23 protein-coding genes are annotated in these 26,448 nt (G+C 55.7%); 8 read left to right on the top strand and 15 right to left on the bottom strand.

Going from position 1 to position 26,448, the window contains the following annotated elements:
* Positions 1 to 75 precede the first annotated feature (75 nt).
* The gene (locus tag ACGHAD_RS06885; RefSeq protein WP_339616076.1) at positions 76 to 402 is read left to right on the top strand and encodes a hypothetical protein; all 327 of its coding nucleotides are present in this window, start codon (positions 76 to 78) and stop codon (positions 400 to 402) included.
* A gap of 29 nt (positions 403 to 431) precedes the next feature.
* Here the strand turns inward: ACGHAD_RS06885 and ACGHAD_RS06880 are convergent, their stop codons facing one another.
* The 3 genes from ACGHAD_RS06880 to lpxL all read right to left on the bottom strand — a co-directional run bounded on the left by ACGHAD_RS06880 (position 432) and on the right by lpxL (position 3,692).
* On the bottom strand, positions 432 to 1,535 hold the full coding sequence (locus ACGHAD_RS06880; protein ID WP_382416143.1) for a phosphoribosylaminoimidazolesuccinocarboxamide synthase: 1,104 nt from the start codon (positions 1,533 to 1,535) through the stop codon (positions 432 to 434).
* A gap of 201 nt (positions 1,536 to 1,736) precedes the next feature.
* Positions 1,737 to 2,690: a magnesium/cobalt transporter CorA gene (gene corA / locus ACGHAD_RS06875; RefSeq protein ID WP_382416145.1), complete on the bottom strand. Its 954-nt coding sequence runs from the start codon at positions 2,688 to 2,690 to the stop codon at positions 1,737 to 1,739.
* A gap of 57 nt (positions 2,691 to 2,747) precedes the next feature.
* Positions 2,748 to 3,692 (bottom strand): LpxL/LpxP family Kdo(2)-lipid IV(A) lauroyl/palmitoleoyl acyltransferase, encoded by a 945-nt coding sequence (gene lpxL / locus ACGHAD_RS06870; protein WP_339616079.1) that lies wholly within the window; start codon positions 3,690 to 3,692, stop codon positions 2,748 to 2,750.
* Between the two features lie 120 nt (positions 3,693 to 3,812).
* Between lpxL and ACGHAD_RS06865 the strand changes: the two genes are divergently transcribed.
* Positions 3,813 to 4,229, top strand: a complete 417-nt coding sequence (locus ACGHAD_RS06865) for a hypothetical protein (protein WP_382416147.1) — start codon at positions 3,813 to 3,815, stop codon at positions 4,227 to 4,229.
* A gap of 92 nt (positions 4,230 to 4,321) precedes the next feature.
* Here ACGHAD_RS06865 and grxD read toward each other — a convergent pair whose 3' ends face one another.
* The 4 genes from grxD to ACGHAD_RS06845 all read right to left on the bottom strand — a co-directional run bounded on the left by grxD (position 4,322) and on the right by ACGHAD_RS06845 (position 11,221).
* The gene (gene grxD, locus ACGHAD_RS06860; RefSeq protein WP_339616343.1) at positions 4,322 to 4,651 is read right to left on the bottom strand and encodes a Grx4 family monothiol glutaredoxin; all 330 of its coding nucleotides are present in this window, start codon (positions 4,649 to 4,651) and stop codon (positions 4,322 to 4,324) included.
* Positions 4,652 to 5,099: 448 nt separating this feature from the next.
* Positions 5,100 to 7,157, bottom strand: a complete 2,058-nt coding sequence (locus ACGHAD_RS06855) for a TonB-dependent receptor family protein (RefSeq protein ID WP_382416149.1) — start codon at positions 7,155 to 7,157, stop codon at positions 5,100 to 5,102.
* A 66-nt stretch (positions 7,158 to 7,223) separates the two neighbouring features.
* Positions 7,224 to 9,665: an ATP-dependent helicase HrpB gene (gene hrpB, locus ACGHAD_RS06850; protein WP_382416151.1), complete on the bottom strand. Its 2,442-nt coding sequence runs from the start codon at positions 9,663 to 9,665 to the stop codon at positions 7,224 to 7,226.
* A complete protein-coding gene (locus ACGHAD_RS06845; RefSeq protein WP_382416153.1) occupies positions 9,665 to 11,221 on the bottom strand; it encodes a hydantoinase B/oxoprolinase family protein in 1,557 nt (518 codons plus the stop codon). Before ACGHAD_RS06845 ends, hrpB begins: the two co-directional genes overlap by 1 nt.
* Before the next feature lie 265 nt (positions 11,222 to 11,486).
* Between ACGHAD_RS06845 and ACGHAD_RS06840 the strand changes: the two genes are divergently transcribed.
* The 4 genes from ACGHAD_RS06840 (at position 11,487) to ACGHAD_RS06825 (ending at position 15,715) form a co-directional block, all read left to right on the top strand.
* A complete protein-coding gene (locus ACGHAD_RS06840) occupies positions 11,487 to 12,647 on the top strand; it encodes an aspartate aminotransferase family protein (RefSeq protein ID WP_382416155.1) in 1,161 nt (386 codons plus the stop codon).
* Positions 12,648 to 12,669: 22 nt separating this feature from the next.
* Entirely contained in the window at positions 12,670 to 13,605 is a 936-nt protein-coding gene (argF, locus tag ACGHAD_RS06835; RefSeq protein WP_339616085.1) for an ornithine carbamoyltransferase, read from the top strand.
* A 153-nt stretch (positions 13,606 to 13,758) separates the two neighbouring features.
* Positions 13,759 to 14,811, top strand: coding sequence for a YgfZ/GcvT domain-containing protein (locus ACGHAD_RS06830; RefSeq protein ID WP_382416158.1), 1,053 nt, complete (start codon positions 13,759 to 13,761; stop codon positions 14,809 to 14,811).
* A 67-nt stretch (positions 14,812 to 14,878) separates the two neighbouring features.
* Positions 14,879 to 15,715, top strand: a complete 837-nt coding sequence (locus tag ACGHAD_RS06825) for an HDOD domain-containing protein (protein ID WP_339616087.1) — start codon at positions 14,879 to 14,881, stop codon at positions 15,713 to 15,715.
* A gap of 128 nt (positions 15,716 to 15,843) precedes the next feature.
* Here ACGHAD_RS06825 and ACGHAD_RS06820 read toward each other — a convergent pair whose 3' ends face one another.
* The 6 genes from ACGHAD_RS06820 to ACGHAD_RS06795 all read right to left on the bottom strand — a co-directional run bounded on the left by ACGHAD_RS06820 (position 15,844) and on the right by ACGHAD_RS06795 (position 21,507).
* Positions 15,844 to 16,800, bottom strand: coding sequence for a DUF4862 family protein (locus ACGHAD_RS06820; protein ID WP_382416160.1), 957 nt, complete (start codon positions 16,798 to 16,800; stop codon positions 15,844 to 15,846).
* 208 nt (positions 16,801 to 17,008) lie between these two features.
* Positions 17,009 to 17,584: a DUF6151 family protein gene (locus ACGHAD_RS06815; protein ID WP_382416162.1), complete on the bottom strand. Its 576-nt coding sequence runs from the start codon at positions 17,582 to 17,584 to the stop codon at positions 17,009 to 17,011.
* A gap of 14 nt (positions 17,585 to 17,598) precedes the next feature.
* Positions 17,599 to 18,501, bottom strand: a complete 903-nt coding sequence (locus ACGHAD_RS06810) for a dienelactone hydrolase family protein (RefSeq protein ID WP_382416164.1) — start codon at positions 18,499 to 18,501, stop codon at positions 17,599 to 17,601.
* A gap of 162 nt (positions 18,502 to 18,663) precedes the next feature.
* A complete protein-coding gene (gene ung / locus ACGHAD_RS06805) occupies positions 18,664 to 19,347 on the bottom strand; it encodes a uracil-DNA glycosylase (RefSeq protein WP_382416166.1) in 684 nt (227 codons plus the stop codon).
* Positions 19,348 to 19,423: 76 nt separating this feature from the next.
* Complete coding sequence (locus ACGHAD_RS06800; protein WP_339616091.1) at positions 19,424 to 20,605, bottom strand: type III PLP-dependent enzyme; 1,182 nt, start codon at positions 20,603 to 20,605, stop codon at positions 19,424 to 19,426.
* 299 nt (positions 20,606 to 20,904) lie between these two features.
* On the bottom strand, positions 20,905 to 21,507 hold the full coding sequence (locus ACGHAD_RS06795) for a peroxiredoxin C (protein ID WP_339616092.1): 603 nt from the start codon (positions 21,505 to 21,507) through the stop codon (positions 20,905 to 20,907).
* A gap of 365 nt (positions 21,508 to 21,872) precedes the next feature.
* Here ACGHAD_RS06795 and ACGHAD_RS06790 point away from each other — a divergent pair, with 365 nt between their 5' ends.
* Together ACGHAD_RS06790 and bfr are read left to right on the top strand one after the other, a co-directional pair.
* Positions 21,873 to 22,082, top strand: coding sequence for a bacterioferritin-associated ferredoxin (locus ACGHAD_RS06790; protein WP_382416169.1), 210 nt, complete (start codon positions 21,873 to 21,875; stop codon positions 22,080 to 22,082).
* Positions 22,083 to 22,266: 184 nt separating this feature from the next.
* The gene (gene bfr, locus ACGHAD_RS06785) at positions 22,267 to 22,746 is read left to right on the top strand and encodes a bacterioferritin (RefSeq protein WP_339616094.1); all 480 of its coding nucleotides are present in this window, start codon (positions 22,267 to 22,269) and stop codon (positions 22,744 to 22,746) included.
* A gap of 78 nt (positions 22,747 to 22,824) precedes the next feature.
* On the opposite strand, the gene ACGHAD_RS06780 is transcribed toward bfr, so the two are convergent.
* Entirely contained in the window at positions 22,825 to 23,592 is a 768-nt protein-coding gene (locus ACGHAD_RS06780; RefSeq protein ID WP_339616095.1) for a hypothetical protein, read from the bottom strand.
* A gap of 150 nt (positions 23,593 to 23,742) precedes the next feature.
* The gene (locus ACGHAD_RS06775) at positions 23,743 to 26,337 is read right to left on the bottom strand and encodes a protein kinase domain-containing protein (RefSeq protein ID WP_382416172.1); all 2,595 of its coding nucleotides are present in this window, start codon (positions 26,335 to 26,337) and stop codon (positions 23,743 to 23,745) included.
* Positions 26,338 to 26,448: the final 111 nt, after the last annotated feature.

Genomic DNA, 26,448 nt, shown 5'->3' with positions numbered 1-26,448 from the left:
AAGTGATCTGCTTGGCGCCCGGCGCCGGGAACTGATATTCTAAGTGGCTATGCGACAACAGCCGCAGGACCATTAATGAAGCTGGCCAAATCCAAAAAGGAGCAGCGCCAAGAACTGGACTCGCTAATGCGCGAGTACCTTGAGCACGGCGGCGCCATAAACGAAGTGCCGCGCGGCTTATCCGGCCGCGTTGACAATCGTCAGCCCCTGCCCCACGTTTTTGATAAAAAGGCCGAACCCGACACCCGCACATCGGTTTCCGACGAGATCTCGGCTATTGAGCAGCGCCGCAAACCCAAACCGCCTGCGCCAATTGCCCAACCCAAAAGAAATACGCGGCCACGCAAAAAAATTATCTACGATGAATTTGGCGAACCGCTGCGCTGGGAGTGGGAGAGCTAATCTCCCACGCCACAGCGCCAAGCAATACGTTAATCAACCAAGCCGTAATCGTTGCGTAAAATATCGATAATTTCCTGCTTCGGATTGTCACTCAGCACAATTTTCTCGCCGGTGATTTTTTCGGCAATACTGCGATAAGTCTCGGACACTTGCATCAACACCGATTCGGGCAAGGCATTGTCTTGCGCCAACGCTTTACGCTCTTCCATACGGTCTTTATTCAGCAGAATGTCAGGGTCGGGAAAGTAGTTCAGCAACAACTGGCGAAACTCTTCTTTAGATTTTTCGACCACCTTGCCATCGCGATAGCTCGGGCCATCCCAAATGCGCGAGGAATCGGGCGTTCCCACCTCATCCATATAGATCAGCTTTTCATTGCCCGCAGCATCGGCGACGTAACCAAACTCAAACTTGGTGTCGACAAAGATCTGGTCCAGCTCGGCCAGCGCGCCACTGATAACATCAAAGCCCTCTTTTAGCAGGCGCTCGTAGTACTCAATGTCGTCTTTGTTTTTAAAGTTAAAAGCTTCAAAGTTGGCCTCAATGTCAGCGCGAGTAATGTTGACATCATCCGCCTCTGGCACACCGGGAATCCCCTTAAGAATGCCCTTAGTAGAAGGTGTAATAAGAAGCTCGGGCAACTTTTGATCTTTTTCCAGACCATCGGGAATCTCTATGCCGCAAAACTCACGGCCGCCCTTGGCATAATCGCGCCACATAGAGCCGGTAATATACTGGCGGCAAATCGCCTCAATCATCACCGGGCGAGCTTTTTGCACAATCCAGACAAATGGGTGCGGAATATCCAGAATATGGCTGTCGGCCAAGCCCTGCTCACGGAACAGGCGAAACCAATGGTTAGAGATAGCATTTAACGCGGCGCCCTTACCCGGCACACCGTTCATGCCGCCCTCACCGTGCCAAATACAATCAAAAGCAGAGATCCGGTCACTGATTACCATGATCGCCAAAGGCGCGTCGGCGGCCACGTCGTAGCCTTTTTCGGCAATCAGACGGCGACTGTCGGCTTCGGTCAGCCAGTAAACACTGCGAACCTTGCCGCTGTGAACCGGCTGCTCAGTGCGAATGGGTAAATCGTTGTTAACGGAGAGTACTCTGTCTGCCAGACTCATAAGCAAAGCCCTTTCAATACGAAAATTTAGGGGGAAGAGAAAAACCGGCGATATTAGCAGATTCACCCGCCTGTGGCACGCTTTTGCGGCAACAGGCGGGTATTTTTGCGACAAGTTTTAGCCCGCACCCTGCCAGAACAGTCAGAGGGCAACCATTGACCAGTCAGCAGCCCATTGGGCCGCCACAGCTAACACTAGGGCCTAGAGCCAATCTTTACGCTTAAAATACCACAGGGGCGCAATCGCCGATGCCAGCATAACCGCGGTGCCCGTTAAGTAGCCCCACTCCCAATGCAAGCCGGGAATAAACTCAAAATTCATCCCGTAGAAACTTGCCACCACCGTAGGTGGCAGGAAAATAACCGCGGCAATCGAGAAGGTTTTAATAATCTGGTTTTGCTCGATATTGATAAAACCCTGAGTCGAATCCATCAAAAAGTTAATTTTGTCGAACAAAAATGCCGTGTGCGACATGAGCGTATCCACATCGCGCTTAATCTCACGGGCGGTCTCTTGCAGCTCAAAATGCTCGCGCAGATGGCGCTGCAAAAATGAAATCGACCGCTGCGTATCCATCAAGCACAGGCGAATTTTACCGTTACTGTCCTCAAGCTTGGCCAGGCGATCAATCGCATCCTCGAGGTCGGCATCGTCATCTTCCAGCACAGTGTGGCTAACGTCCTCGAGTTTGCGATGGATGTCCTCCAGTACGTCAGCAAGGTTCTCGACCTTTTGCTCAAACATCGTAATCAGCAAATCTTGTGGCGAATGCGCCTGCACCTGGCCGCGCCGGGCGCGCATCCGCAACAACCTAAAATCAGCCAACTCGCCGTCACGCAGAGTGATCAGGCGCTTATCCTGCAAAATAAAAGCGACCGTGGTAGTCGAGTGGCGCCCCTCGGTGGGCGACAAAAACAGCGAGTGGACATGAATACCAGCATTATCCTGAAAATAACGCGCCGAGAACTCAATCTCTTCAACGTCGTCCGACTCGGGCAGCTCGGCACGTAAAAATTTATTCAGCTCATCACGTTCGTCTTCCGTAGGCTCTGCCGCATCAATCCATATCGCCGTCCCCATGGCGGCCTTAACGTTGTCGGGGTCAACGTTTTGATCCCGCAATTTTGCGCCCTGAATATCGAACATTCTTAGCATACTTTTTACTCCATTCGAATGAGCCAACGGTTACCTAAGTGTACCCTGTTATACCTGCTATTTCTTTCTGCGCGGAGCGTAAGGTGACGCCTCCCCCTCCGGTCGGGTTTTGAATCGCCGGTGCACCCATAAATATTGCGCCGGGTGGCGCCGCACCACAGACTCCACGACCGCATTGACGGCGCTCGCATCGGCAACGTCATCGCCGCTTGGGAAATTCTCCAGCGGCTCTTTCAGCTCAACATGATACACGCCGGCATCATCGCGATAGTGCTCAAAGGGCACCACCACAGCGCGGCCCATTTGCGCCATCCTCGCCGTCGCGGTTACCGTCGCAGCCTGAATACCAAAAAAAGGCGCAAACACGGTGTTTTGCACACCGTAATCTTGATCGGGCGCGTACCAAATACGGTGATTCTTGCGTAAATTTTTAACCAGCTGGCGCACCTCATCGCGGGGAATTGTGCCGCCCGAATAACTTTCGCGGGCGCGAGCCATTGCCGCCGCCAACAACGGGTTACGATCTACCCGGTAAATCATATCGCACTCGATATTCAGGCCCATAATACGCCCGGCCACATCCAACGTAGAATAATGCCCGCCCAGCAAGAGCACGCCCTTGCCTTCATTTTGCAGCCGATGAAGAATCTCTAGTCCCTTTAGGGTGTAGCGGCCCGCAAATTTACGATCCGGCCCCCATAGGGCGATCGCAGTTTCGACAAAGCTCAGCCCGACGTTGCGCAAGATATCGCGCACCAATTGCTCGCTTTCGGTATCGGACAACTGGGGAAAACACAGCTTGACGTTAACCCGGGCGATTTCCCGGCGCGAGCCGGCAAAGCGATGCAGCAACGCCCCCAACCACTCCCCCAGTTTGCGCGCAACTGGCCAAGGCAGGTGCGCCACCAACACAAAAACACCCAACGCTAACCATGTCACCCAATAACGAGGGTGCGCAAAGCCTGCTAAACTCGTCCGAGCATCGTGTTGTTTTTGGGTCATCGCGCAATTACTCCGTAGCGGCCGGCCAGTAACCAGCAGTAAAGTGGCGCGATTATAACAAGAGCAGTCACATCTTGTGATTATTCTATGGCAATCTGTTAGGGTATTTACGCAAATACCTTGGCGCCACCGCGTTACAACGCAGGCCACCCAGACAACAAGCTAGCGCAACAACGAGACACCACATTGGACCCCAAAGCCGACACAAGACTCACTGAGCTGAGCGCCAGACTGGATAAAACCCACGCCGACCTCACCCACAAACTGGACGAGCTTTACCAGCTTCGCGAGGCATCGGACGGCGAGCAATGGCGTGAATACGAGAGCCAGATACGCGCCCTAAAAGAGCAGGAAATCCGCCTGTTAAAATCAAAAAATACCGCGTGGATGGCGCACTGGTTGCGTACCGACGGCGAGGTAGAGGTGGTCGATGCACCACATCGCACACTCGGCCTTATACTCATCGGCATCAGCATTATCGGTGCGGTCGGGCTTGGCATACTATGGTGGTATCTGCAGAGTACAGGCAGCCTATAACCTTAACAAACAAGGCAGCGGTAAAAACGAAGGGGGCAAAAAAAGAAATGGGCAGCCCCCGAGAACGAGAACTGCCCCAACAGGAGCATGAATCAATCTGAAGAATCGGCGGGTACTGCGGCGTCAATCAACGCTTGAAGTTCACCATTCTCATACATCTCGGTCACGATATCGCAACCGCCTACCAACTCACCATTTACCCACAACTGCGGATAAGTAGGCCAATTGGCGTACTGCTTCAGAGCTTCGCGAACATCTTGATTGGCCAAAATATCCACGTATGCAAACCGTTTATTGCACCCCATTACCGCTTGCGAGGTACGCTGTGAAAACCCACATTGAGGCGCATTTGGCGAGCCCTTCATGTACAAAATCACTGGGTTTTCAGAAAGCTGCTGTTTGATGGTATCCAGTACATCCATAATGCTAATCATTGCCTCGTTTAGATCTATCCGCAGGGCGCAAACCCTTTGGATTGGTGGACTTGAAGGTATTACCTAGCCCTTGTGCGATTAAACCTAATCGACCAAGAGCCCAGAGCCTACAAAATCGAGAGAGAACCGAAAATTCGTATAACCAGATAATCGTTCAAGCCGGTTATTCTACCGCAGCGCGGCATTCGATCCAAATACACCCGATGCTACCGCACCCGACCTTACGTTAACTTAAAGCAACTAGCATTAACTTAACATCAACTGAAGGGGAAACTGACAAAGCCAACCACCAAGCAGGCCTCTATCATAACCCAAGCCGCCGGTAAATGGGATGGCAAAGCGGCAACTAATTGCCACTTTATAGGTAAAGTTATGCTTTTGACGCTAAAAAATACCACTTTATTGAGGTTTTTACTGCAGACTCGCAATGACAGCGCTACCAGCTGTGGCTCAGATTCACCCCCACATCAAGCTGCCGTCCCGGAGCCGGCTCAATGGTTCGGCCACGGCTTTGGTTGACAATAACCGAGCCCACGTACTTTTTATCGGTCAGATTCCGGGCTTTTGCCCAAAAAACAACATCCCATACCCCCCAGCGGCGCTCCGAGCGCATCGACAAATCCCATGTCACCGCTCCCGGCACAATCTCGCTATTGCTATCGGAGCTCGCGACATCACCCCGATACCGGGTTGCCAAGCTCAACTCAAGGGGCGCCGCCAGTGGCCGCCAATCAACCTGACTATACACATTCTCAGTTGCCACACCGGGCAGCCGCAATCCAGCGTAGGGGCCGGCGCTGTACTCGGCACTCAAAAGAGTACCGCCCAGCCGCCAATCCCAATGGCGAGATAACTGCCACTGTAGCTGCCCCTCAATACCTTCGCGCTCAGTGTCGGCGCCGTTGCGATAGGTGGTCCGGCCACCGCTGGACTGATCCACCACCAGCTCATCGCGGCTGCGCACTATAAAAGCGGTGAGACTGGCATTAATGACCGAGCGCTCCAGGCGCCAGCCAAATTCTGCCTGACGATTTTGGGACGGCTGTAAATCCGTATTTAGGCCGGTGCCGTTATTGCGGTAGGCCATTTCCGTTAAAGTGGGAGTTTCAAACCCCTCGCCTACGCTGGCAAACACGCGCCACGCGCCCTGCCCGTAGCTGCCGCCAAAAGCTACACTTGGCTCGGAGAACTGCAGCGAGCCCGAATCATTGGGGTTGCTGCCCTGAATAAAGTCATCGGCAACATCAAAGCTTATAGTGTTGTAACGCCCGCCTAGCTGCAACATCCAGCGATCGCTTGGTTGCCACACCAGCGCGCTATACAGATCGCGGTTTTGCACCTGCCCGAGCTCGTCGCGTTTAAGCTCGCCCGCTACGCCCTGTTCATTGACAAAGCCTTTGCGCCGATCGCGCATCTGCGCCAACTCCACCCCCGCCGACCACTCTAAAGTGCCTAACTGACGGGCCAGGCGAATATTCGCGCCGCTAAAATCGCGGTGTAAATCGATCACCGCGCCGCTGCTGTTTTCGTCGTCGCCGGGAAAACTTAAAAACTGCTCGATATCACGCGTGCCCAACCAAGCCGCCGTCTGCCAGCTCCCCCATGAGGTTGGCTGGCGTGCGCTAAGCGACGCTTGTTTATGATTGATGGATTTGCGCGGCTTAAACAAACGCGCTACCGGGTGCACCTGGGCATCGTCCTCAAGCCACTGCTCGTAGGTCAGCCCCTGCGGGTCTTGGGTATCCGGGTCGCGGCTCATATCCACCCGCACCAATAGCTCGATATCGCTTTGGGTGCGGTAGTACCACTGCCCTGCCAACTGATTGCGCTCGGCACTCGAGTGTTCGCGAAAACCGTCGGTACTAAACTGGCTGGCCTGCACCCGGGCAGCGGCCTGCTCGCCGGCCCACTCGCCGCGCACTTGATAGCGCCGCTGGCGGGCATCGCCTGCGGCTATTGTTGCGCTCAGCTGATCGGCTTCTGGTCGGGCGCTAAAAAATGCAATCGTGCCGCCGGCGGCATTGCCGTATAAACTCGCCATTGGCCCGCGCAACACCTCAACCCGGTCAATCCCATCGAGCGCAATGCTGGAGGTTTGGCTCTGCCCGTCAGGCATGGTCAGCGGCACGCCGTCAATGCGCATATTAATGCCGCGCACCCCAAACGCCGAGCGGGCGCCAAAGCCTCGCAGAGTAATACGGGTATCCTGGGCAAAGTTGGCGCGACTGTCAGCTTGCACGCCAGGCAACCCCGCCAGCAACTCTGCGCTGTCGAAGCGAAACCCCGGCAACTGATCCCGCGCCGCAACCACATCCACCGCCGCTGCGGCGTTATACCATCGACTGGGCTCGCGATTCGATGTCACCACTACAATTTCCTGCGGGCGATCAGCGGCGGGCTCTGGGCTGTCTTGCGCAGCGGCCCCCTCAAAACAAAGGTTGGCGATAAATGCGGCGGCAGTCGTACTTTTCCAACCGGTGACACTTGGTTTCATACACTGGTATCCAAAATCAATTTGCCTGCCGCATCGTTTAATCGCGCGGCGACGTAAAGGTGACTTTTACAGCCGACGCTTTACCAGCGCCGTTGGCCGGTGGGTTAACGGGTCTTCGGGCCACGGGTGCTTGGCGTAGCGGCCGCGCACCTCGCGCCGCACCTCGGGGTAAACTTCGCGCCAAAAAAACGCCAAATCTCGCGTAACCGCCAAAGGCCGGCCCGCCGGCGAGAGCAGCTCAATGGCAAGGGGAATTCCAGTAGCGGGTAACGCAAAGGTTTGTGCCCCAAAAAACTCCTGCAGCTTAGCCGCAATACGCGGCTCACAATTTACACTGCCGGCCAGCCATTCGGCTGGCGCAGTGGCCGCCAAGTAATCTACTAGCACAGACCGGCCGCTGGGCAGCTCGACACTGACTGGCAGCCACTGGTTAACATCCCGCGCGGCATCAAACCCCAAATAAAACCGCAATGCATCCAGTAGTGGCAGCTCGTTTAAATCAGATTCGGCATTTAAAAAGCTCGCCAGCCAGTCATCCAGCTGCTCAAGTAAGTCGGCCTCGGAAAGCGGCGGCAAGCTCAGCGCACCTTGCGCTTGCAATAGGCGGGCGCGCACAAGCAAGCTCAATGCCGCCGGTGGCCAACTGACGCCCGCCAACCCCTGGCTGCGAATAAACTGCAAAATAGCCGCTGGTACCTCGGCGTCGGTTAGCGCTCGCTCGGTTTCATCCACTAATTGGCCGCCCACTCTAAAACGGCTGCGCTCGACCCAGCGGCGGCGTTTGCCACTGCCCAGCTGCTCTAAACTCGACTCGGCGCTGGCCAGCTGGCGCACTTGCGCAGGGCTTAACTGTATCGCCAGGCCCACCCCCACGTGCTCGCGCCCACGGGCCATCACTTGCAACAGCAACGCCCACTCGCCCACATCGGCTAACTGCACACTAATACCGGCGTTAATTCGGTAGCGCCCCGACTCGCGCCGATGAGCAACCCGATCGACAAACACTTGCGCTAGCCGGCCCGCTAAAGCTGGCAATAAAGCCGTCACAGCGGCGTTAGGTGCAACCGCAACGCCGAGCGTCTGCTGCCAACGCCCACTTAACTGTTGCCACTGTTTATTGCGCCGCAGCTCTAGCTCGGCACCCGCTAACCACTGCTCCAGCGTGGCCTCGGCGGGCAAATCAAAATGCAGTGCCAGGGCCAGCAACAACAACCACGGGTAGTCGGTTAGTGAATCCTCTAATTGCAACAACAAGGCGGCGATGCGCGGGTGGGTACCCAGCGCAGCGACCCGTTCGCCCTGCGCGGTAATGCCACCGTCGGCATCCAACAACTGCCAGCGCTGCAAATGCGTTTGCGCGTGGGTTAAGGCTAAGCGGCCGGGCGGCTCTAACCACGGTAATTGCGCGGCCGGCGTCCCCCAGTGGGCGAGTCTTAAGGCCAGCGGCAGATAATCAGTGCGGCGAATTTCGGGCAACGCTTGCGGCGCCAACGCCTCGGACTCGGGCCACAGCCGAATACAAAAACCGGCCTGTACGCGGCCCGCACGGCCCCGGCGCTGCTCGGCGCTGGCGCGGGATATGCGTCGTGTCTCAAGCCGGGTCACACAGGTGCGCTGCTCAAACGCGGGCTCTCGCGCAAGACCAGAGTCAATCACCAGCGTCACATCGGCAATGGTCAGCGAGGTTTCGGCGATATTGGTGGCCAGAATCACGCGTGGGCCCAATGTCGCGTCCAGCGCGGACAACTGCTCTTGCCGCGCCACCCGGCTGTGCAGGCAATACACCGGATGCCCGGCAAACGCCCGGTTAAGGGCTTGCCTACAGTCGTCAATCGCGCGCCAGCCCGGTAAAAACACCAATACTGTACGCGTTTGCCAGTCTGTTTTTGTGGCCAGCGCGCGCAGCAGTTGGTCGGCCAATGGCTCGCCACGGGGGCCGGCCTCGCGCGGCGGGCAAAAGCTTAGCTCGACCGGAAAACAGCGCCCCGGGGAGTATAAAGAGGTATCCACTTGCTGGCGCAGCGCCGCATCGGGGGTGGCCGACATCAACACCAACTGTAAATCCTCACGCAAAAGAGCGCTCTCTTGCAGCAGTGCCCACGCGGTATCTTGGTTGACCGAGCGCTCGTGAATCTCATCCAGCATCACCGCACCCACCCCGTTCAGCTCCGGGTCGGCCAATAAACGCTGTAACAAAATCCCCGGCGTCATAATCAGCAGTCGGGTCGCTTTGCTTTGCCGGCGATCAAACGCCACCTGATAACCCACGGTTTGCCCGACGTCATCGCCCAGCAGCGCGGCCAGCCGGCGCGCCAAGGTTAAAGCCGGCAGCACCCTGGGCTGAATCAACCATACTTGGCCGTCAATGTGCTCTAGCGCCCACAAAGGCGCCAAGGTAGATTTACCGGCACCGGGTTCGGCTTCTAAAAGCAGACTGCCCGCGCCCATGGCGGCAGCAAACGCGGGGCGCAATTCAGTTAACGGCAGTGTGGGGTAATCGATAGCCATTAGCGCTGCGGTTTACCCCAACCGCCGCCACCGGCACTTGCCAGGGTTAACCGATCACCCGCTGTAACATGTAGGGCGATCTTGCCCGGCAGCAGCTCGCCATTTAAACGGTTTTCGCCACACTCACCGGCCTGTCCACCCGCCAAACCCCACGGGGCATAACGGCGGCGCTCGGTAAGCAGCGTAACTTGCGCCGGCGCCAAAAACTCGTACTCGCGAAGCAAACCATCACCACCGGCACGCTGCCCGGCTCCGCCTGAGCCGGGGCGCAACTGATAGCGAGTCACGCGCACTGGGTAGTGTTTCTCTAAACTCTCGATGGGCGTATTTAACGTGTTGGTCATATGGGTTTGCACCCCCGACCAGCCACCGCCGTGCTGGCCGGCGCCCATGCCGCCGCCGTTGGTTTCGTAATAATCCCAACGCTCGCTGCCAGTTGTGGCATTGGCGCCCATGGCGATATTGTTCATCGAGCCGGTACTGGCGGCGGGGATACGCTCGGGCAGCGCGGCAGCGAGTGCGCCCAACATCACATCCACCATGCGGGTCGAGGTTTCGACATTGCCAGCGGCCACCGCAGCCGGGCGGCGCGCGTTCACCAAACTACCCTCGGGCGCGCTAATAGCAATCGGCCTAAAGGTGCCGGCGCAGGCCGGTGTTTGCTCGGGCATTAAACAGCGCAACACATAAAAGCTGGCGGCCGCCGCAACCGACAATGGACAGTTAATATTGCCGGGCACTTGCTCTGCGGTGCCCGTAAAGTCCACGTTTACCGCATCGCCCGTGACGGTAATGCTGACAGTAATGGCAATATCGCGCTGCCCCAAACCGTCGTCATCCATATAGTCGGTATAGCAGTAACGCCCTGCGGGGATCTCGGCTAACGCGGCACGCGCTAAACGCTCGGCGTAATTATTGAGCGCCGTTAAAGCCGCGCTGTAAGGCGCAATGCCCAATGCCGAGACTTGCGCCTGTAAGCGCTCTACCCCCAACCGGCACGCACTGATTTGCGCGGCAAAGTCACCCCGCGCCTGAATTGTGTGGGTCGCCTTTGGGTCCGTACCGCACAAGCGGGCTAACACCGCCTCGACCGGAACACCTTTTATAACCAAGGGCGTGGGGGGAATAATCTCACCTTCTTCCTCTAAGTGCCGAGATATAGGCATCGAGCCGGGGCTGGCAGCGCCAATATTGGCGTGGTGAGCGCGGTTGGCAGCAAAGCCCACTAACCTTCCCGCGCAAAAAACAGGCGCAATGACAGTAACATCGGGTAAATGAGTCCCCCCTAAGTAGGGGTCATTCACCACCAGCATATCGTCCTCGCGCCACTCGACGGCGCTGACGATATCGGCCATGGCGTAGGCCATACTGCCCAAGTGCACAGGGATGTGCGCCGCCTGGGCGCTTAGTAAGCCGTCGGCATCAAACAAAGCGCACGAAAAATCCAGACGATCTTTAATGTTGGGCGAAAATGCCGCGCACTTAAGCACCGCGCCCATCTCATCGCAAATAGACGCCATGCGGCTGGCAAACACACTCAGTTCAATGGCATTCATTGTGGCCCGGGCTCCCGAAGATCGCGATACAAAACAGAGCGCGAGTTTACCATCACGGGCGGGGCTGCGTCGGCCCGCCGGCGGGTATTTGCCAAGGCGAGCGTTTCGCTATAGTATCGGCTGTTTGGTTTTTGCCACGTTTTAGCGCTAACCCAGCGCAAGCCCGCGCATTAACCGCACGATACACTCTTGGATGAATCCCTGATTTGCCTTTCCCAGAGCCTTTTAACCAGGTTCGGGCGGCACTGTTTTTGGAGAAAGACAAATGTCTACATTGATGAACACCTACGGCGAGCGGACCTTAACCCTGGTAAAGGGCGAAGGCAGCCGAGTGTGGGACGATGCGGGCAACAGCTACATCGATGGCATCAGTGGCATCGCGGTCTGTGGCCTTGGGCACTCGCACCCGGCCGTGACCCGCGCCATTACCGAGCAAGCGGGCACCTTGCTGCATGTGTCTAACCTCTACAACATTCCGCCCCAGCGCGAGCTGGCCGATAAGCTGTGCCAAGCATCGGGCATGGAAAAGGTGTTTTTCTCTAACTCCGGCGCCGAAGCCAATGAGGCGGCGATTAAAATCGCCCGCAAATACGGCAACGATAAGGGCATTGAGAACCCCACCGTAGTGGTAATGAACAGCGCCTTTCACGGCCGCACCATGGCGACACTGACCGCCACTGGCAACACCAAAGTGCAACAGGGCTTTGCCCCGCTACTGCCCGGTTTTGTGCGCGCGCCCTTTAACGATGTCGCCGCCATTGAAGTGTTAGCTGCCGAGCACAAAAACATTGTGGCGATACTGGTCGAGCCCGTGCAAGGCGAAGGCGGCGTGCGCGTGCCAGCCGATGATTACCTAAACAAGCTGCGCGAGTTATGCGACCGCCACGAGTGGCTGTTAATGCTGGATGAGATTCAAACCGGTAACGGCCGCACCGGCCAGTACTTTGCCTATCAGCACAACGGCATCAAGCCCGATGTGGTAACCACGGCCAAAGGCTTGGGCAACGGCGTGCCTATCGGTGCGTGCCTGACCCACGGCAGAGCCTCCGAGGTATTTGGCCCCGGCAATCACGGTTCGACCTTTGGCGGCAATCCGCTGGCGTGTCACGCCGCCTGCGCGGTGCTTGATGCACTCGATAACGAGATGCTGGCTCAGGTTGCCGAGCGCGGCGAGCAAATTCGCGAAACCCTGCGCCAGAGCATTGGCGAGCTCGACCAGGTAGTCGAGATTCGCGGTCACGGTTTAATGATCGGCATTGAGTTGGCCGAGCCCTGCCCGGAGCTTGTCGCTAAAGCTCGCGAGCTCGGGCTACTGATCAACGTTACCGCCGGCAACACCATTCGTTTACTGCCGACGTTTGTAATGACAGACGAAGAGACCGATACGCTGGTGAATGGCATTATCGCTCTGGTTGAAGCACTTTAATTTAGATTGTTAAGGCACAGTTATGGTTGCAGTTAGCGCACCACACAACGGCAAAAAAACACGGCACTTTTTAACGCTAAACGACATTAGCGCCGAAGAGTTAAGCAGTATTATTGCACGCGCCATCGAGCTTAAAGCCGAGGTGTACAACGGCACGTCCAAACCACTGCTCGATCGCAAAGTGATGGGAATGATTTTTGAAAAATCATCCACCCGCACTCGCGTGTCGTTTGAAACCGGCATGGCACAACTTGGGGGACACGCGCTGTTTTTATCCTCACGCGACACCCAGCTTGGTCGCGGCGAGCCGATTGAAGACTCTGCCCGCGTGCTATCGCGTATGGTCGACATTGTGATGATTCGCACCTTTGGCCACGACACCATTGAGCGCTTTGCCGAGTACTCGCGGGTGCCAGTTATCAACGCTTTAACCGACGACTACCACCCCTGCCAGCTGCTGGCCGACATCCAAACCTTTGTCGAGCTGCGCGGCTCTATGCAGGGCAAAAGCGTGGCTTGGGTGGGCGATGGCAACAACATGTGCAACTCTTACATCAACGCCGCACGCCTGTGCGACTTTGAGCTGCGCATTGCCACACCCGAGGGTTTTGGCCCCACAGCCGAGCGTATCAACGCCGGCAAAGAGCGCATTAAAATCTGCACCAACCCAACGGATGCCGTCAAAGGCGCCGACTTGGTGGTGACCGACACCTGGGCCTCAATGGGCCAGGAAGATGAAAAACAGCTGCGCGAGCGCGCTTTTGCCGACTACCAGGTGAATGCCGAGCTTATGAGCCACGCCGCATCCGATGCACTGTTTATGCACTGCTTACCCGCGTATCGCGGCAAAGAAGTCAGTGCCGAACTCCTCGACGCACCGGACTCGCCAGTATGGCAAGAAGCCGAAAACCGCCTACACGCGCAAAAAGCCTTGATTGAGTTTTTACTTACGCAATAAAGCGCTGCCAACCTAGTAAGTTAGGCCGCCACCGCGTTAACCGCTCGGTGGCGGCGGCCCCTTCCTTTAACCACCCTCCAGCTCTATCATGTATAGCTATTGTGCACTGCGCACCAAACAACTCCTCTTTGACTCGGGAACAGCGAGAAACCTATGAGCAACTGGCAACACTTTCTCGACGCTCAGGGCGCGACACGCTCCGCCAATGGCGAAATCGCCTTTAACACGCAGCAAGACAGCGCGTCGCAAGCAGCCGCTAACACTTATTTAACCGAACTGGGCTACCAAGGGTTGCTGGCGTTCGATGGCCCTGACGCCGCCAAATTTTTACAAGGCCAAGTCACCGCCGATGTCCGCGAACTGGCAAACGGCTATTGGAAGCTGGGGGCCCAGTGCAACTTAAAAGGCCGCATGGAGGCTAGCTTTGCCCTGGCGCAAACTAACCCAGAGCAAATATTGCTGCGCTGTCACGCCAGCCTAACCGACAGCCTCGCACAGCACCTGCAAAAGTACGCCGTGTTCTCCAAGGTGACACTTAATGATGCCAGCGATACCTGGCGCCGCTTTGGCCTGTGGGGCCCCGGCGCTGCCGAGCTGGTCGCCGCCCACGGCAAACGGCCGACCATGAACACCGGCGATGCGCACAGCAACGAAGGCCTGGTGTGCCTTAAGCTCGATGAACAGCGCTACGAGCTTTGGGTCAGCGATGCGCACGCACAAGATCTCTGGCAAAAACTGGCAAGCAACTGCGCACTGGCGGACAGCCATTGGTGGCAGCTAGAGGATATTCGCGCGGGCTGGGCCGAGATTACCGCCACCAGTGCCGGAGACTTTAGCCCCCATGAGCTACACTACCCGCTGATCGGCGCCGTGAGCTTTAAAAAAGGTTGCTACACAGGGCAAGAGGTAGTCGCCCGCTTGCACTACAAAGGCAAACTAAAAAAGCATATGGCACGTATCGCGCTTAGCGCCGAAACACTCGATTTAACCGCCGCTATTGTCGACTCCGCCGGTACTCGTCGCGGGGCACTGGTTATGGCTTCAGCGACCGGCGATAACAACTGGGAAGCACTAGCCGTAATACCCGATGACGACACCGCCGAGCTGTTTCTCGCTACCGGTGATACGGGACAACCGGCCACCAAAATTGCACGAATGAGCTTGCCCTACCCCCTGCCAACAGCGGACAATAACCCCGAGGGCTGAGTGCGCACCTAACGCACCGGGCAATAAAACGCGACCAACAACGCGCCGAACACCCACAGGAAGACTAATGAGCCAAGTTGTAGATACCGTCCGCCAAGACATCATCACCGCCATTAAAACCGACAAACTGGTGCTGCCAACGCTGCCTGAAGCAGCACTTAGAGTGCGCGAAGTCGCCGACGACCCAGATGCCGACCTCAACCAGCTTGCCGACGTTATTGGCTCAGATGCGGCGCTATCGGCTCGCATCGTTCGCGTAGCCAACAGCCCGTTGTTACGCGGTAACCGCGCCATCGACGATTTAAAAATGGCGCTGGCGCGTCTCGGTATGGCGTACACCTGCAACATTGCCACCGGCCTTGCCATGCAACAAATGTTTCAGGCCACCTCCGACTTAGTCGACAAACGCATGCGCGACAGCTGGACTCGCTCCAGCGAGATCGCCGGCATCAGCCACGTATTGTGCCGCCACTACACCAACCTGCGCCCCGACCAAGCCACCCTCGCCGGCCTGATTCACAAAATTGGGGTGCTGCCAATTTTGACCTACGCCGAAGAACACGATTTTTTGCTAAAAGACAGTTTCACCCTCGACACGGTCATCAACCAACTGCAGGGGCCCATTGGCGATCTGATTTTAAAATCGTGGGACTTTCCTGCCGAGATGATCAACATCCCCTCGCAGCACATGAAGTTTGACCGCGAAGCACCCAGAGCCGATTACACCGACGTCGTCACCGTCGCCATGCTACAAAGCTACCTGGGTAGCGATAACGCGCTAGGCAAAGTGGATTATCACAAAGTCACGGCATTTAACCGTTTAGGCATGGACCCAGATATGCAAATGGCTGAGGCCGAAGATTTATCGGCCGAGATGGAAGCGGCTATGGAGTTTTTGCAATAGCATTCAGCCACCGCTTAGCCTATTAAATAAGCTATACAAAAAAGCCAGCGCAATATTGCGCTGGCTTTTTTTTCTGCGGGCAAGGCTAGCATTTATTGGCCACCTCACGATCGCGTTGTCATAAAAACCTAGGCACGATCAATCATGGCCAACACCGCCTGATTGTAAGCAACCCGCTTGGCTACGGTTTCATCTTTAGGACGAATGCCAATCTTAACCCCGATAACAGGTAAATCTTTACCGCCGGCGGCCTGAAGACACTGCTGGATTTGCGCTTCGCTCATCAGTGAGCCCTCGGCACCGATGGTGGCATTGGCCGACGGGGCGGCCGGCATATGAGTATCGGCCCACGTGCCGTAAGGTGTGTCTTGATCGCTCACCCCGGAGAACATTACACCGACCAGTACGCCCGCGTTTTTGGCCTGATTAATGTGCTCGATAGCGCCGGACTCAGAGCGCGTTTCAATCACTGAACGCCCCCAGTTGATCACAATGCCCACATCGGCGCCCAGTTTTTTATTCACCGCCTCGACCGCAGCAATCTCGTCAGCCAGCGTCAGAAAACCTTTGGCTGGTACCTGACCTTCGATGCAAGTATCGCAGTGCTCAATCACAATACGGACGCCCTGCCAGTCCCAGCCGAGCATCGTTTCTAAAGTGGCCGTTAACGATGCCACCGACGAGCTGGCTTTACTGCGATTAGGCGCCGTTTGAATCTCAATGGCTTGCACGACTTGGCGACCGGCGTGGACATTTAACTTGGCGATGGCAGCGCGCGCCTTCTCCATAAACGCCAGCGCTTGTGCGCGACCTGCGTCATCGTCCGAGGCAATACCAAACTCCGGCGTTTTACCAATAGCTGCCATTGTGCCGGGCACGCAGGTGAACACAAAATTCCAGTTGGGGTCGATATTGCTTAAAAACCACTCATCGTCCTGGGCGTGTAAAGTCTCACCTAAAAACGGGTGCTCCAGCCCTTTAATCTTGTCGCAGGCTTTTAATGCTTCGTAATACGAGGCTTCTAGCTCCGGGTCCCAGCCCGAGGTGCAAGGCGATGACGCGTAAGCTCCGACATAATAAGACATAGTGGTTCTCCTAATAATTCAGTGAACGGTGCGACCCTTCCGCATAACCCAGCCATCCGATTAAGTAGACGAGAGTGAGACAGTTCAGGTATTCGCCGCAAAGCCGGACACTTTAATCCCAAACCAATTTGAAGACAAGATTAAAACCATTGAAGAACAAATACTTACGCGGTGCTCTATAGTCTAGCTAAAGAGTGCTAAAGAGTCACTAATACAGCGTCTGCACCTCAACCACCGGGGCTTTTCCGTCAAAAAATGCTGAGGGGCTGCTTTTGCCGGTCACCTTACCTTTAACCATAAAAGCCAAGATCTTTGGCATAAACGCCAACGGAAACCTCGGGTGCACATCGTCTGGCACAGTGCCTTTGCCGTACCTGCCAAAGGCCTTCAAGCTTACCGGCCCCAACACCGCCTGTTTGTCTTGCTCGCTGGCAAACTTCATAAAAGTTACCGGCACCCCCACAAAAGGAACTGCTGCAGATCTTACGGTGTTCGCCAGCGGCATCTGACAGCAGCGGGTATGCCAGCGATAAATCCCCTTGGGGGTTAACTGAACGGCTTGGATATTGTCGTGCCCCTGCGTGATTTTCATATGGGCCGGATAGGTTTGAAAAAGCTCCGTGCCGCCATACTCATCTAAAATCGCCGCCTCGTTACCTAGGTGCTCGGCATAACGCTGACAATCACAGCATAAACAATGCACGTGAAAAAACGCGCCGGGCACCACCGCAAGCTCACCTTTTACCGCGCCACAAGAACACTCTAATGCCACCGTGCTGACCATAACTACCCTTTAAGTTACGCTAATTTTTTTGTGAAGAAGGCCAGAGTACGCTGCCAGGCAAGCTCGGCACTGGCTTTATCGAAACGGCTGGTAGAATCATTGTGAAAACCATGATGAGCACCTTGATACATAAACATATGATACTCGACATGATTTGCCTGCAAATCTTGCTCGTACTCGGGCCAAGTCTTGTTCACACGTTCGTCCAGCTCACCAAGCTGAACCAGCAAAGGTGCTTTAATATTGTTACGCAGCGCTTTGGGGGCGGGTGTACCATAAAACGGCACCCCGGCGGCCAGCAAATCACTGTCTACAGCGGCTAGGTAATTCACCATATAACCACCAAAACAAAAACCCACTGCCCCCAACTTACCGTTGCCAAGTGCGTGTGACTTTAAATGTTTGGCCGCCGCGACAAAATCATTTTGTACTTTGCTTTTATCCAACTCGCGCTGCAGCGCCCGGCCCTCGTCATCGTTACCTGGGTATCCACCCACCGGGAATAGCGCATCGGGCGCAAACGCCAAGAACCCGGCTTTGGCTAGGCGGCGGGCAACGTCTTTCACGTAGGGATTTAAACCGCGATTTTCATGAATCACTAAAACCGCTGGGTAACGACCGGCCCCGGTGGCCGGTTTAACCAAGTAACCTTTGCCCTTGCCATAACCGGCAGGAGAATCAAACACCTCGTAGCGGGCGATAATATCCTCATCGTTAAAGGACACCTGCTCGGCCAGGGCGTAATTAGGCAGCAGCGCCGAGGTCAATACGGACATCGAGTAACCAACGGCGACCAAGGTGCCGAGCTTTCGCATAAAGGTACGCCGATCCATACCGCCATGGGCGTAAGCGTCGTACCAATCAAACGCTTCTTGGGGGATCTGCACGGCTTGGTTGCGCTCAGATGTATCGCTCATCGTAACTCCTCTGTGCTTTCTCGCGTGCGGGCGACTATCCTAGCCGCCTAGGCGGCAGCGGCCCACTCGAGCAACTGAGCAGTACACGCAGGCTTAGTAGGCTCTGATTATTGTGGAGGTTTCGGGTGTTTACAAGCGCGCAGCGCAGAAACATTCAACCTACTATAGCGCCCAATCAATCGGCGCCTGGCCCTTAGCCTGCAAGTACTCATTAACCTGACTAAAATGCCCGCACCCCAAAAATCCGCGATGAGCCGATAATGGCGACGGATGCACCGATTTAAGCACCAAGTGTTTATTGGTATCTATTAAGCGACCTTTCTTTTGCGCGTAGCTCCCCCAGAGTAAAAACACCAAGCCTTCGCGGTCACGATTAAGCGCCTCAATAGCGTGATCGGTAAATTGCTCCCAGCCCCGCTTTTGATGGGAGCCGGCGTTGGCTTGCTCGACGCTTAACGTGGCGTTTAGCAACAACACGCCCTGCTCGGCCCAGGCTTGTAGGTTGCCGTGATTGGGCCGGGGGATGCCTAAGTCACGCTCGATTTCTTTAAAGATATTTTGCAATGAGGGAGGGATGCGTACGCCCGACGGTACCGAAAAGCTCAAGCCATGAGCTTGGCCGGGGCCGTGATAAGGGTCTTGCCCTAAGATAACAACTTTGACTTGTGCAAACGGGGTGCTGTTAAAAGCATTAAACATCTCGCCCGAAGGCGGGTAAATCACTTTACCCGCTTGTTTCTCGGCCTTTAAAAACGTTTTTAGCTGGCGCATGTAGGGCTGATCAAATTCGTCGCCCAACTCCGCCAGCCAGCCGGACTCTAGTTGAATGTTGCGTGCCTCGCTCACTGGGCTCTCCCGTTATGACTTGAGCGAGGCAATGTAGCAAATAAATCGTCGTGGCAGTAGCAAACCGCCACACTCATTAACTAATGCAATACTCAACAAGCGGCGGAAAGCCATTAAACTCTACCGCGCTGTAGCTGGTGGTGTAGGCACCCGTAGAGAGCCAATAAAGCCGATCACCCGCCGCAAGCGACAACGGCAGCGGATACTTAAAGTTCTCATACATAATATCGGCGCTATCGCAGGTGGGGCCAGCTAATACACAGCCCTCATCCTCGCCGTCTTTTTCGGTGTAAACCGGGTACTTAATCGACTCGTCCAGCGTTTCGATTAGACCTGAGAACTTACCCACATCCACAAATACCCAACGGCTAAGGGCGGTGCGCGATTTACGCGAGATCAACACCACCTCACTCACCAGCACACCGGCATTAGCGATTAACGAGCGGCCCGGCTCGATAATAATACGCGGAAACTCGGTGCCAAAATCCTCTTGTAAAAAGCGCGTAATCTCTTCGGCGTAAGTGGCCAAATCGTTGGTACGGCTGATGTAGTTGGCCGGAAAGCCACCGCCCATATTGATCATCTGCAACACAATATCTTGCTCGTCCCGCAGGCGATCAAAAATCACTTTAACCTTGGCAAGGGCGGCGTCCCAGGCACCAATTTCACGCTGCTGCGAGCCCACATGAAACGATACACCGTAGGGCTCCAGGCCCAGCTCACGCGCCTGAATCAAAAGCTCCATGGCCATTTCGGTCTCGCAGCCAAACTTTCGCGACAGCGGCCAATCGGCGGTAAGCGTACCCTCGGTTAACACCCGCACGTAGACCTTTGCGCCGGGTGCTTCGCGGGCAATCGCCTCCAGGTCACTTTCAGAGTCTGTGGCAAACAAGCGGACACCACGCTCGTAAAAGTAGCGCACGTCACGGGCCTTTTTAATGGTATTGCCATAGCTGATGCGCTCGGCGGTTACACCAAGCCCCATCACTTTATCCAGCTCGTAGCGCGAAGCGATATCAAAGTTGGCACCGCGGTCGCGCAACAACGTCAGAATATCGACCGCCGGATTGGCTTTGACGGCGTAGTACACATCGGCGTAATCAAACTCACCGACTAATTCGTCGTAAGCGCGGGCGATGGTCGGCAAGTCGATGACAACAAATGGCGTCTCGCGTTTATCGGCAAACGCTTTGATACGCGCAAACGTCTCGTCGCTGTAGTAATCATTGATGTTAATCACACCATTAAATTCGTTCATCACTTGCCTCCAGGGCTTTTTTGTTGCGGCAAAAAAGAAGGGGCGACCTACCTCAGCAGACCACCCCAAAACCGTCAGAATCACGCGCTATGCATGACGCCAAATTCGCGCGCATTAAACGGCTAAACTCGTCGCTACGCTAGTGTTTTTTTAGTTTATTTTCTTCTAGCTAAGTCTCAGTTTTCCCTCAAAATGGCACATCCGGTTATAACCGGCCCATACACTGCAAACTCACTTTACGACAGGCATAAAAAAACCCGGCCAAAGCCGGGTTTTCGGTCGAGAGCTGGTCGCTGTACTTACAGCTTACCAGAGTTCTCAGACAGGTAAGAGGCAACGCCAGTGGCCGACGCGTCCATACCTTTGTCACCTTCTTGCCAGCCAGCTGGGCAAACTTCGCCGTGCTCCTGGTGGAATGCCAAGGCATCAACCATGCGCAGCATTTCGTCAACATTGCGGCCCAGTGGCAGATCGTTAACGACCTGGTGACGAACCAAACCGTCTTCGTCGATCAGGAACGAGCCGCGGAAAGCAACACCACCTTCAGACTCAACATCAAACGCCTGACAAATTTCGTGCTTGGTGTCGGCGACCATGGTGTACTTAACTTGGCCAATACCGCCCTCGTTTACGGCGGTGTTACGCCATGCGCTGTGGGTAAACTGCGAGTCGATAGACACCGCAATTACTTCCACGCCGCGTTTTTGGAACGCTTCAAAACGGTTGTCAAAAGCAATCAGCTCAGACGGGCACACAAAGGTGAAGTCCAGCGGGTAAAAGAAGATAACCGCTTTTTTGCCTTTAATGGCTTCAGCCAGCTTGAACTCATCAACGATTTCGCCATTGCCCAATACGGCCGCTGCGGTGAAATCTGGAACCTGTTTTCCTACTAATACGCCCATGTCGTAACCTCCATAAGTTTGACGGACTAAATAAAACTCCACTGAAAGATGGGGGTCACAATGGCGATTGCAACCCAGCACTCAGAGAAGTGCGGTAAAGTTTTAACAATTAGTAGCCTAAGCCCTAATAGTGTTGCACTATCTTACACACTCTATATAGGGAGTCACATTGATTTTCTATATGGCATCGATTGCTTTTTACTGCTCCGGTGGCCACAGCCCAAGGCAGAATCACCCCTTACGAGCGGCCTTAGAACCAAAAACACTCATTCTTAATGCCAATTATTCTCACAAATTATTGACATAGATTCTCATTACCAATACTATCTCATTATCACTTAATTATTACGCAGGTATTGTTACGAATGTACGTGTGTCTCTGCAAAGGTATTACCGATCACCAGATCGAAGCGGCTGTTCACGAGGGCGCCCATAGCCTAGGCAAACTGCGCAAAACGTTGGGCGTTGCCAGCCAGTGCGGCAAGTGCGCCTCCCTCACCCGCGAGATCTTGGACGAAACCCTGCAAGAAGTCCCCATGCTGGCGGGTGTGCCGCAATTTTACGCCGTGGCCTGAGCCTCTCAGGCCTACTAAAGCACCATTGCCGGTCAGACAAACGCAAAACGCAATAAGAACAAATCGCTTAATCGTTTAAAACTCCTTACACATCAAACACTTACACTTGACAGACTAGCCTAACGGGGCCAGACTTACGCCGATTAGTTAACAAAGCGCAGCCTGCGCCGGCGAGGAGACAGTCATGAAAGGTGATCCCAAGGTTATCCAGTTTTTAAACAAAGTGCTCGGCAATGAGCTGGTCGCCATTAACCAGTACTTTTTGCATGCGCGTATGTACAAAGATTGGGGCTTAAAAGAGCTGGCCGATCACGAGTATCACGAGTCTATCGATGAGATGAAACACGCCGACATGCTCGTAGAGCGTATTTTGTTTTTGGAGGGCCTGCCCAACCTGCAAGATCTTGGCAAACTGCACATTGGTGAAAATACCAAAGAGATGCTGGAGTCGGACATGAAGGTGGAACTAAAGGCCATTCCCGATCTGCGCGAAGGCATCGCCTACTGTGAGGAGATTCGCGATTACGTCAGCCGCGATATTCTGAACAATATTCTTGAGTCAGAGGAAGAACACGTCGACTGGCTGGAAACCCAGCTGGGCCTGATCGAGAAAGTCGGTATCCAGAATTACCTACAGTCCAAAATGGCGGGCGGCGACGAGTAATAGCCTCGGCCCAACCTGTGAGACAAAAAAAGCAGCTTCGGCTGCTTTTTTGTCTGCGGCATTTACCAAAGGGTCAGCTTAGTTAAGCAGCCCGTACACCCCAACCGAGTAGGCGCGTTTATCGCTTTCACCGCGTAGACTGCGCACTTTAATAAGCTCACCCAGTGCCACAGAGTCGTCGGTATACCGGGTATCGCCAGTGCCCGTATCAAAACTGACCAAGCCTGCCTCGTTAAACTGGTAGGCAATAAGGTCGCCGCGCTCTACCCCGACACTGACAGGAAAGTTTACCCGCTGAACCCCCGACTGCGTGGCCTGCAACCGGGCGCTTTGCCAGATAACCACCAGCTGGTCATCCACCGGGCGCAACACCTGCACATTAAAGGTACCCGGCTTCACAAAATGTGCGCTTACCCCCGTGATGGTTCCGCTGCCCGGCATCTGATTAGCCATATCGACCAGCAATAACGGCTCGCTATCGACACGGCTGCGCTGCACCAGCTCACCGCCCACATAATCGAGCAAATCGCTTTGCACCATAAACTCTTTCAGCATGTCGATCTCGCGCTGCACAAAGCGGCGCACTTGGCCGCGCAAATCGCTCGACTCCTGCACCCGCACGGTTTTTTCCGTATCGAGCACTGACTTTACTCGGTTTAATTCGTCGATCTCGCGCTGCAGGCGATCTTGCTCGGATGCCAAGGCATCGATTTTACCGCGCGCCTGAGCAAGCTCGGTTTGTAGCTGGAGGTTTTCATCTTGCACTTGCTTAACGTCGGGCGGGGTTTGACAACCGCTGAGCGTCAGCAGCGCGAGCACACTGATAGCGATACCCTGTCGGTTCATGGTCATCCTCTTTTAGGTGCCGCGTGTGACACCCCAGTTTGTTATTGTAATGCGAGCCGCACATCAATAGGCAATGTATCACCGCCGTCACGCAATCGCTACGCTTAAACGAGCCGCGCCCAAAACGCAGCTCCCAACGCACTGCTACCGCTACTGAACCACCCGAAAGGCCACCGTGGCCAAACGCTGATCGCCCAAGGTTAAATCGACGTTATAGCCGCCTTCGCTAAAGCCCGCAACCGGCCGCTCAATCCGAAAAAACTTTACCCCCGAGGCACCGGTAACAATCACCGGCACCTGAGCAATTTGCGTGCTGCGCGAGCCGTCAAACAAACTGGCCTGAACAACGCCTGTGTCACCGGTAAACTTACTGTATTCGAAACCTAGATAAATCACCCGGTCGGCAACCAATACCACATCGCGCGCGGCGCTTACCGCCTCGATAGGCTGCGCCGCGACACTAAAATTAGTCACCGTAGGCAAATTTGCCTCGTTCAACTGCTCGAGCTGCAAGCGGCGGGTTAACAGCGACTGACTTTGCGGAAACCGATCCCGCGCGCTGGCCAACTGCAAAGAGGCCTCATCCAGCGCGCCGCCGCGAATCATACTGTCGATGCGCCGAATCAGAGCCTGCTCCAGCTCGTCTAGAGCGTTTAGCGCCGGCTGGTGCTCTGGCTCAATAGCCAACACCGCTTGCAGTGATGCAAACGCGTTGTCGCCTTTGGGGCTAATCAAGCGGTCGGCCGCCAGCTGCGTTCGGGCGTTTGCCATAAGCGGGCCTATCTCTGCATCGACGCTTGACAGTCGATCACGCAACTTATTTAAAGCCTCATCACCGGCATCTAACTGCAAACCGCGCTCGGTTAACATCAGTGCCCGCTCAGTGTCACCCTCTTGCGCAGCCGCTTGCGCCAACACCTGGTAACGGCGCACTACCGCTTGCAAGCCGGCGTGGGCCTCGGCGTTATCCGGATAGGCTTGCAGGATATCCCGGTAGCTCTCCACCGCATTGGCGCCGTCGGGCGAGCTTAAGGCATTTTGCTCTAGGTAGCGCTCGCCGTCGGCCAGCTTAGCCGCCAACCACTCACTGGCTTGTAGTGGCGCCAGCAAGGCCTGATAGCGCGCCTCGCGGGCCTCGTCGGGCAACGCTTGCCGGGCAATAGCCATTACCTCGCGGGCGGTCTGGACATCGGCCGCGTCAATGGCGGCGGCAAAGCGCGCGTCAAACCACTGCTCCAGCTCGGCCATGCCCTCGGCACCGGCCTCGCGGTCGGCCGGATCGTCCGAATTTAACAGCTGCCGATACGATTGCGCCAACAACACCCCTTGTGCCGGATCGCGCTCTAGCTGGGCCCGCAGCATCCGCGCCGTTAACAACAAATCCGAGGGCGCGCCATTAGCGGTATTGGCGCTACTGGCCAGGCTCGATGACTCAACGGGTGACGAGGCAACCCCAGCGGGGCCGGCGCTCACAGAGCTGTCCCAACGGGTCGCGTCCGGCGCGGCTGGTACCTGTGTGTTACCAACCGCCGCAACACTGTTAGCGTTTGGGCTTACCGAAGGTTCAGAGGAAGCCACAGCTTGCGGCGACGCCAGCTGAGTCGATGTGGGCAGCGGGTTAGCATCGCTCATCAAGCGTTGATAGTGCCCTTCAAGCTCAGGCCAAAAATACCAGCCAGCTGCACCGCCGATCACCAACAGCAGCGTCAACCAGAGCCCGCCCCTTGCGCGTGATGCAACGGCACTGGGGGCGACTGGCGTGTAGCCATAATCGCCGATGCTATCGTCACCACTGACACGAAAATCCTCTGTGCGGGCCGTAACGGTTGCGTCGTCATTAGCGCTAACCACCGTCCGGGCCGCTACCACAGGTGTGGCAAACGGGGTCGGATCGGTGTCCGATACCGAGTCGATCACCGGCACCTTAGCCAGCTCTTCCTGGGCGACCACCAAGGCCTCGGGGTCCAGCGCATCAAGCTCGTCCACCAGCTCGCGACCGGTTTGGTAGCGCGCTTCGGGCTTTTTTGCCAGCGCTTTATCAATAATCGGCTGAAACAGCGCCAAATACTCAGGCAGTGCCGGCACCGACTCAGACACATGCATAATGCCCACCGCCACGGCCGAATCGCCATCAAACGGCACCCGCCCGGCCAACAGCTGAAACAACACCACGCCCAGGCTGTAAATATCGCTGCGCGGATCTACCGCAACGCCCTTGGCTTGCTCAGGGCTCATATAGTGCGGCGTGCCCATGGTGGTACCGGTTTGGGTCATGCCCGAGCCGATATCAGTGGCGCGGGCAATACCAAAGTCCATCAGTACCGCGCGGCCATCCTCGGCGTGCAGCATGATATTCTCGGGTTTTACATCGCGATGGATGTAGCCTTTATTGCCGGCGTAATCCAGCGCGCGAGCCACGTCTTTCACCAAATTAAGAATCTGCGCCAGCGTTAGGCTGCCCCGGCGCTGCTTAAGATCCTCACCCGGCACATACTCCATCGACAAATAATGGTTGCCCTTGTGCACACCCACATCGTAAACCGTGACGATATTGGGGTGCACCAAGCGCGAGACAATACGGGCCTCGCGCAAAAAGCGCTCGCCAAAGCTTGGGTCTTTAGACAGCTGTGACGACATCACCTTGAGGGCCACCTCGCGCTCAAAGCTTTGCTGAATAGCGAGGTAAACCGTTGCCATGCCCCCTTCTCCGAGGGTATCTATAATTTTGTAACCGGGTATTTCCATTCACATCGCCAAGTTAAAGGATCTGCGCGCCGAGGACCACGGATGGCCCGAGTGCCCAAAATGCAGGAGCAATTTTCTGCGAGCAGTTACACGTTTTGGGCTCACGCCCGA

This window comes from Gilvimarinus japonicus (assembly GCF_042847215.1).
GTDB classification, from domain to species: domain Bacteria; phylum Pseudomonadota; class Gammaproteobacteria; order Pseudomonadales; family Cellvibrionaceae; genus Gilvimarinus; species Gilvimarinus japonicus.
Note: the sequence above shows the minus strand (reverse complement) of the source record. Positions and strands in the feature narration are given on the sequence as shown.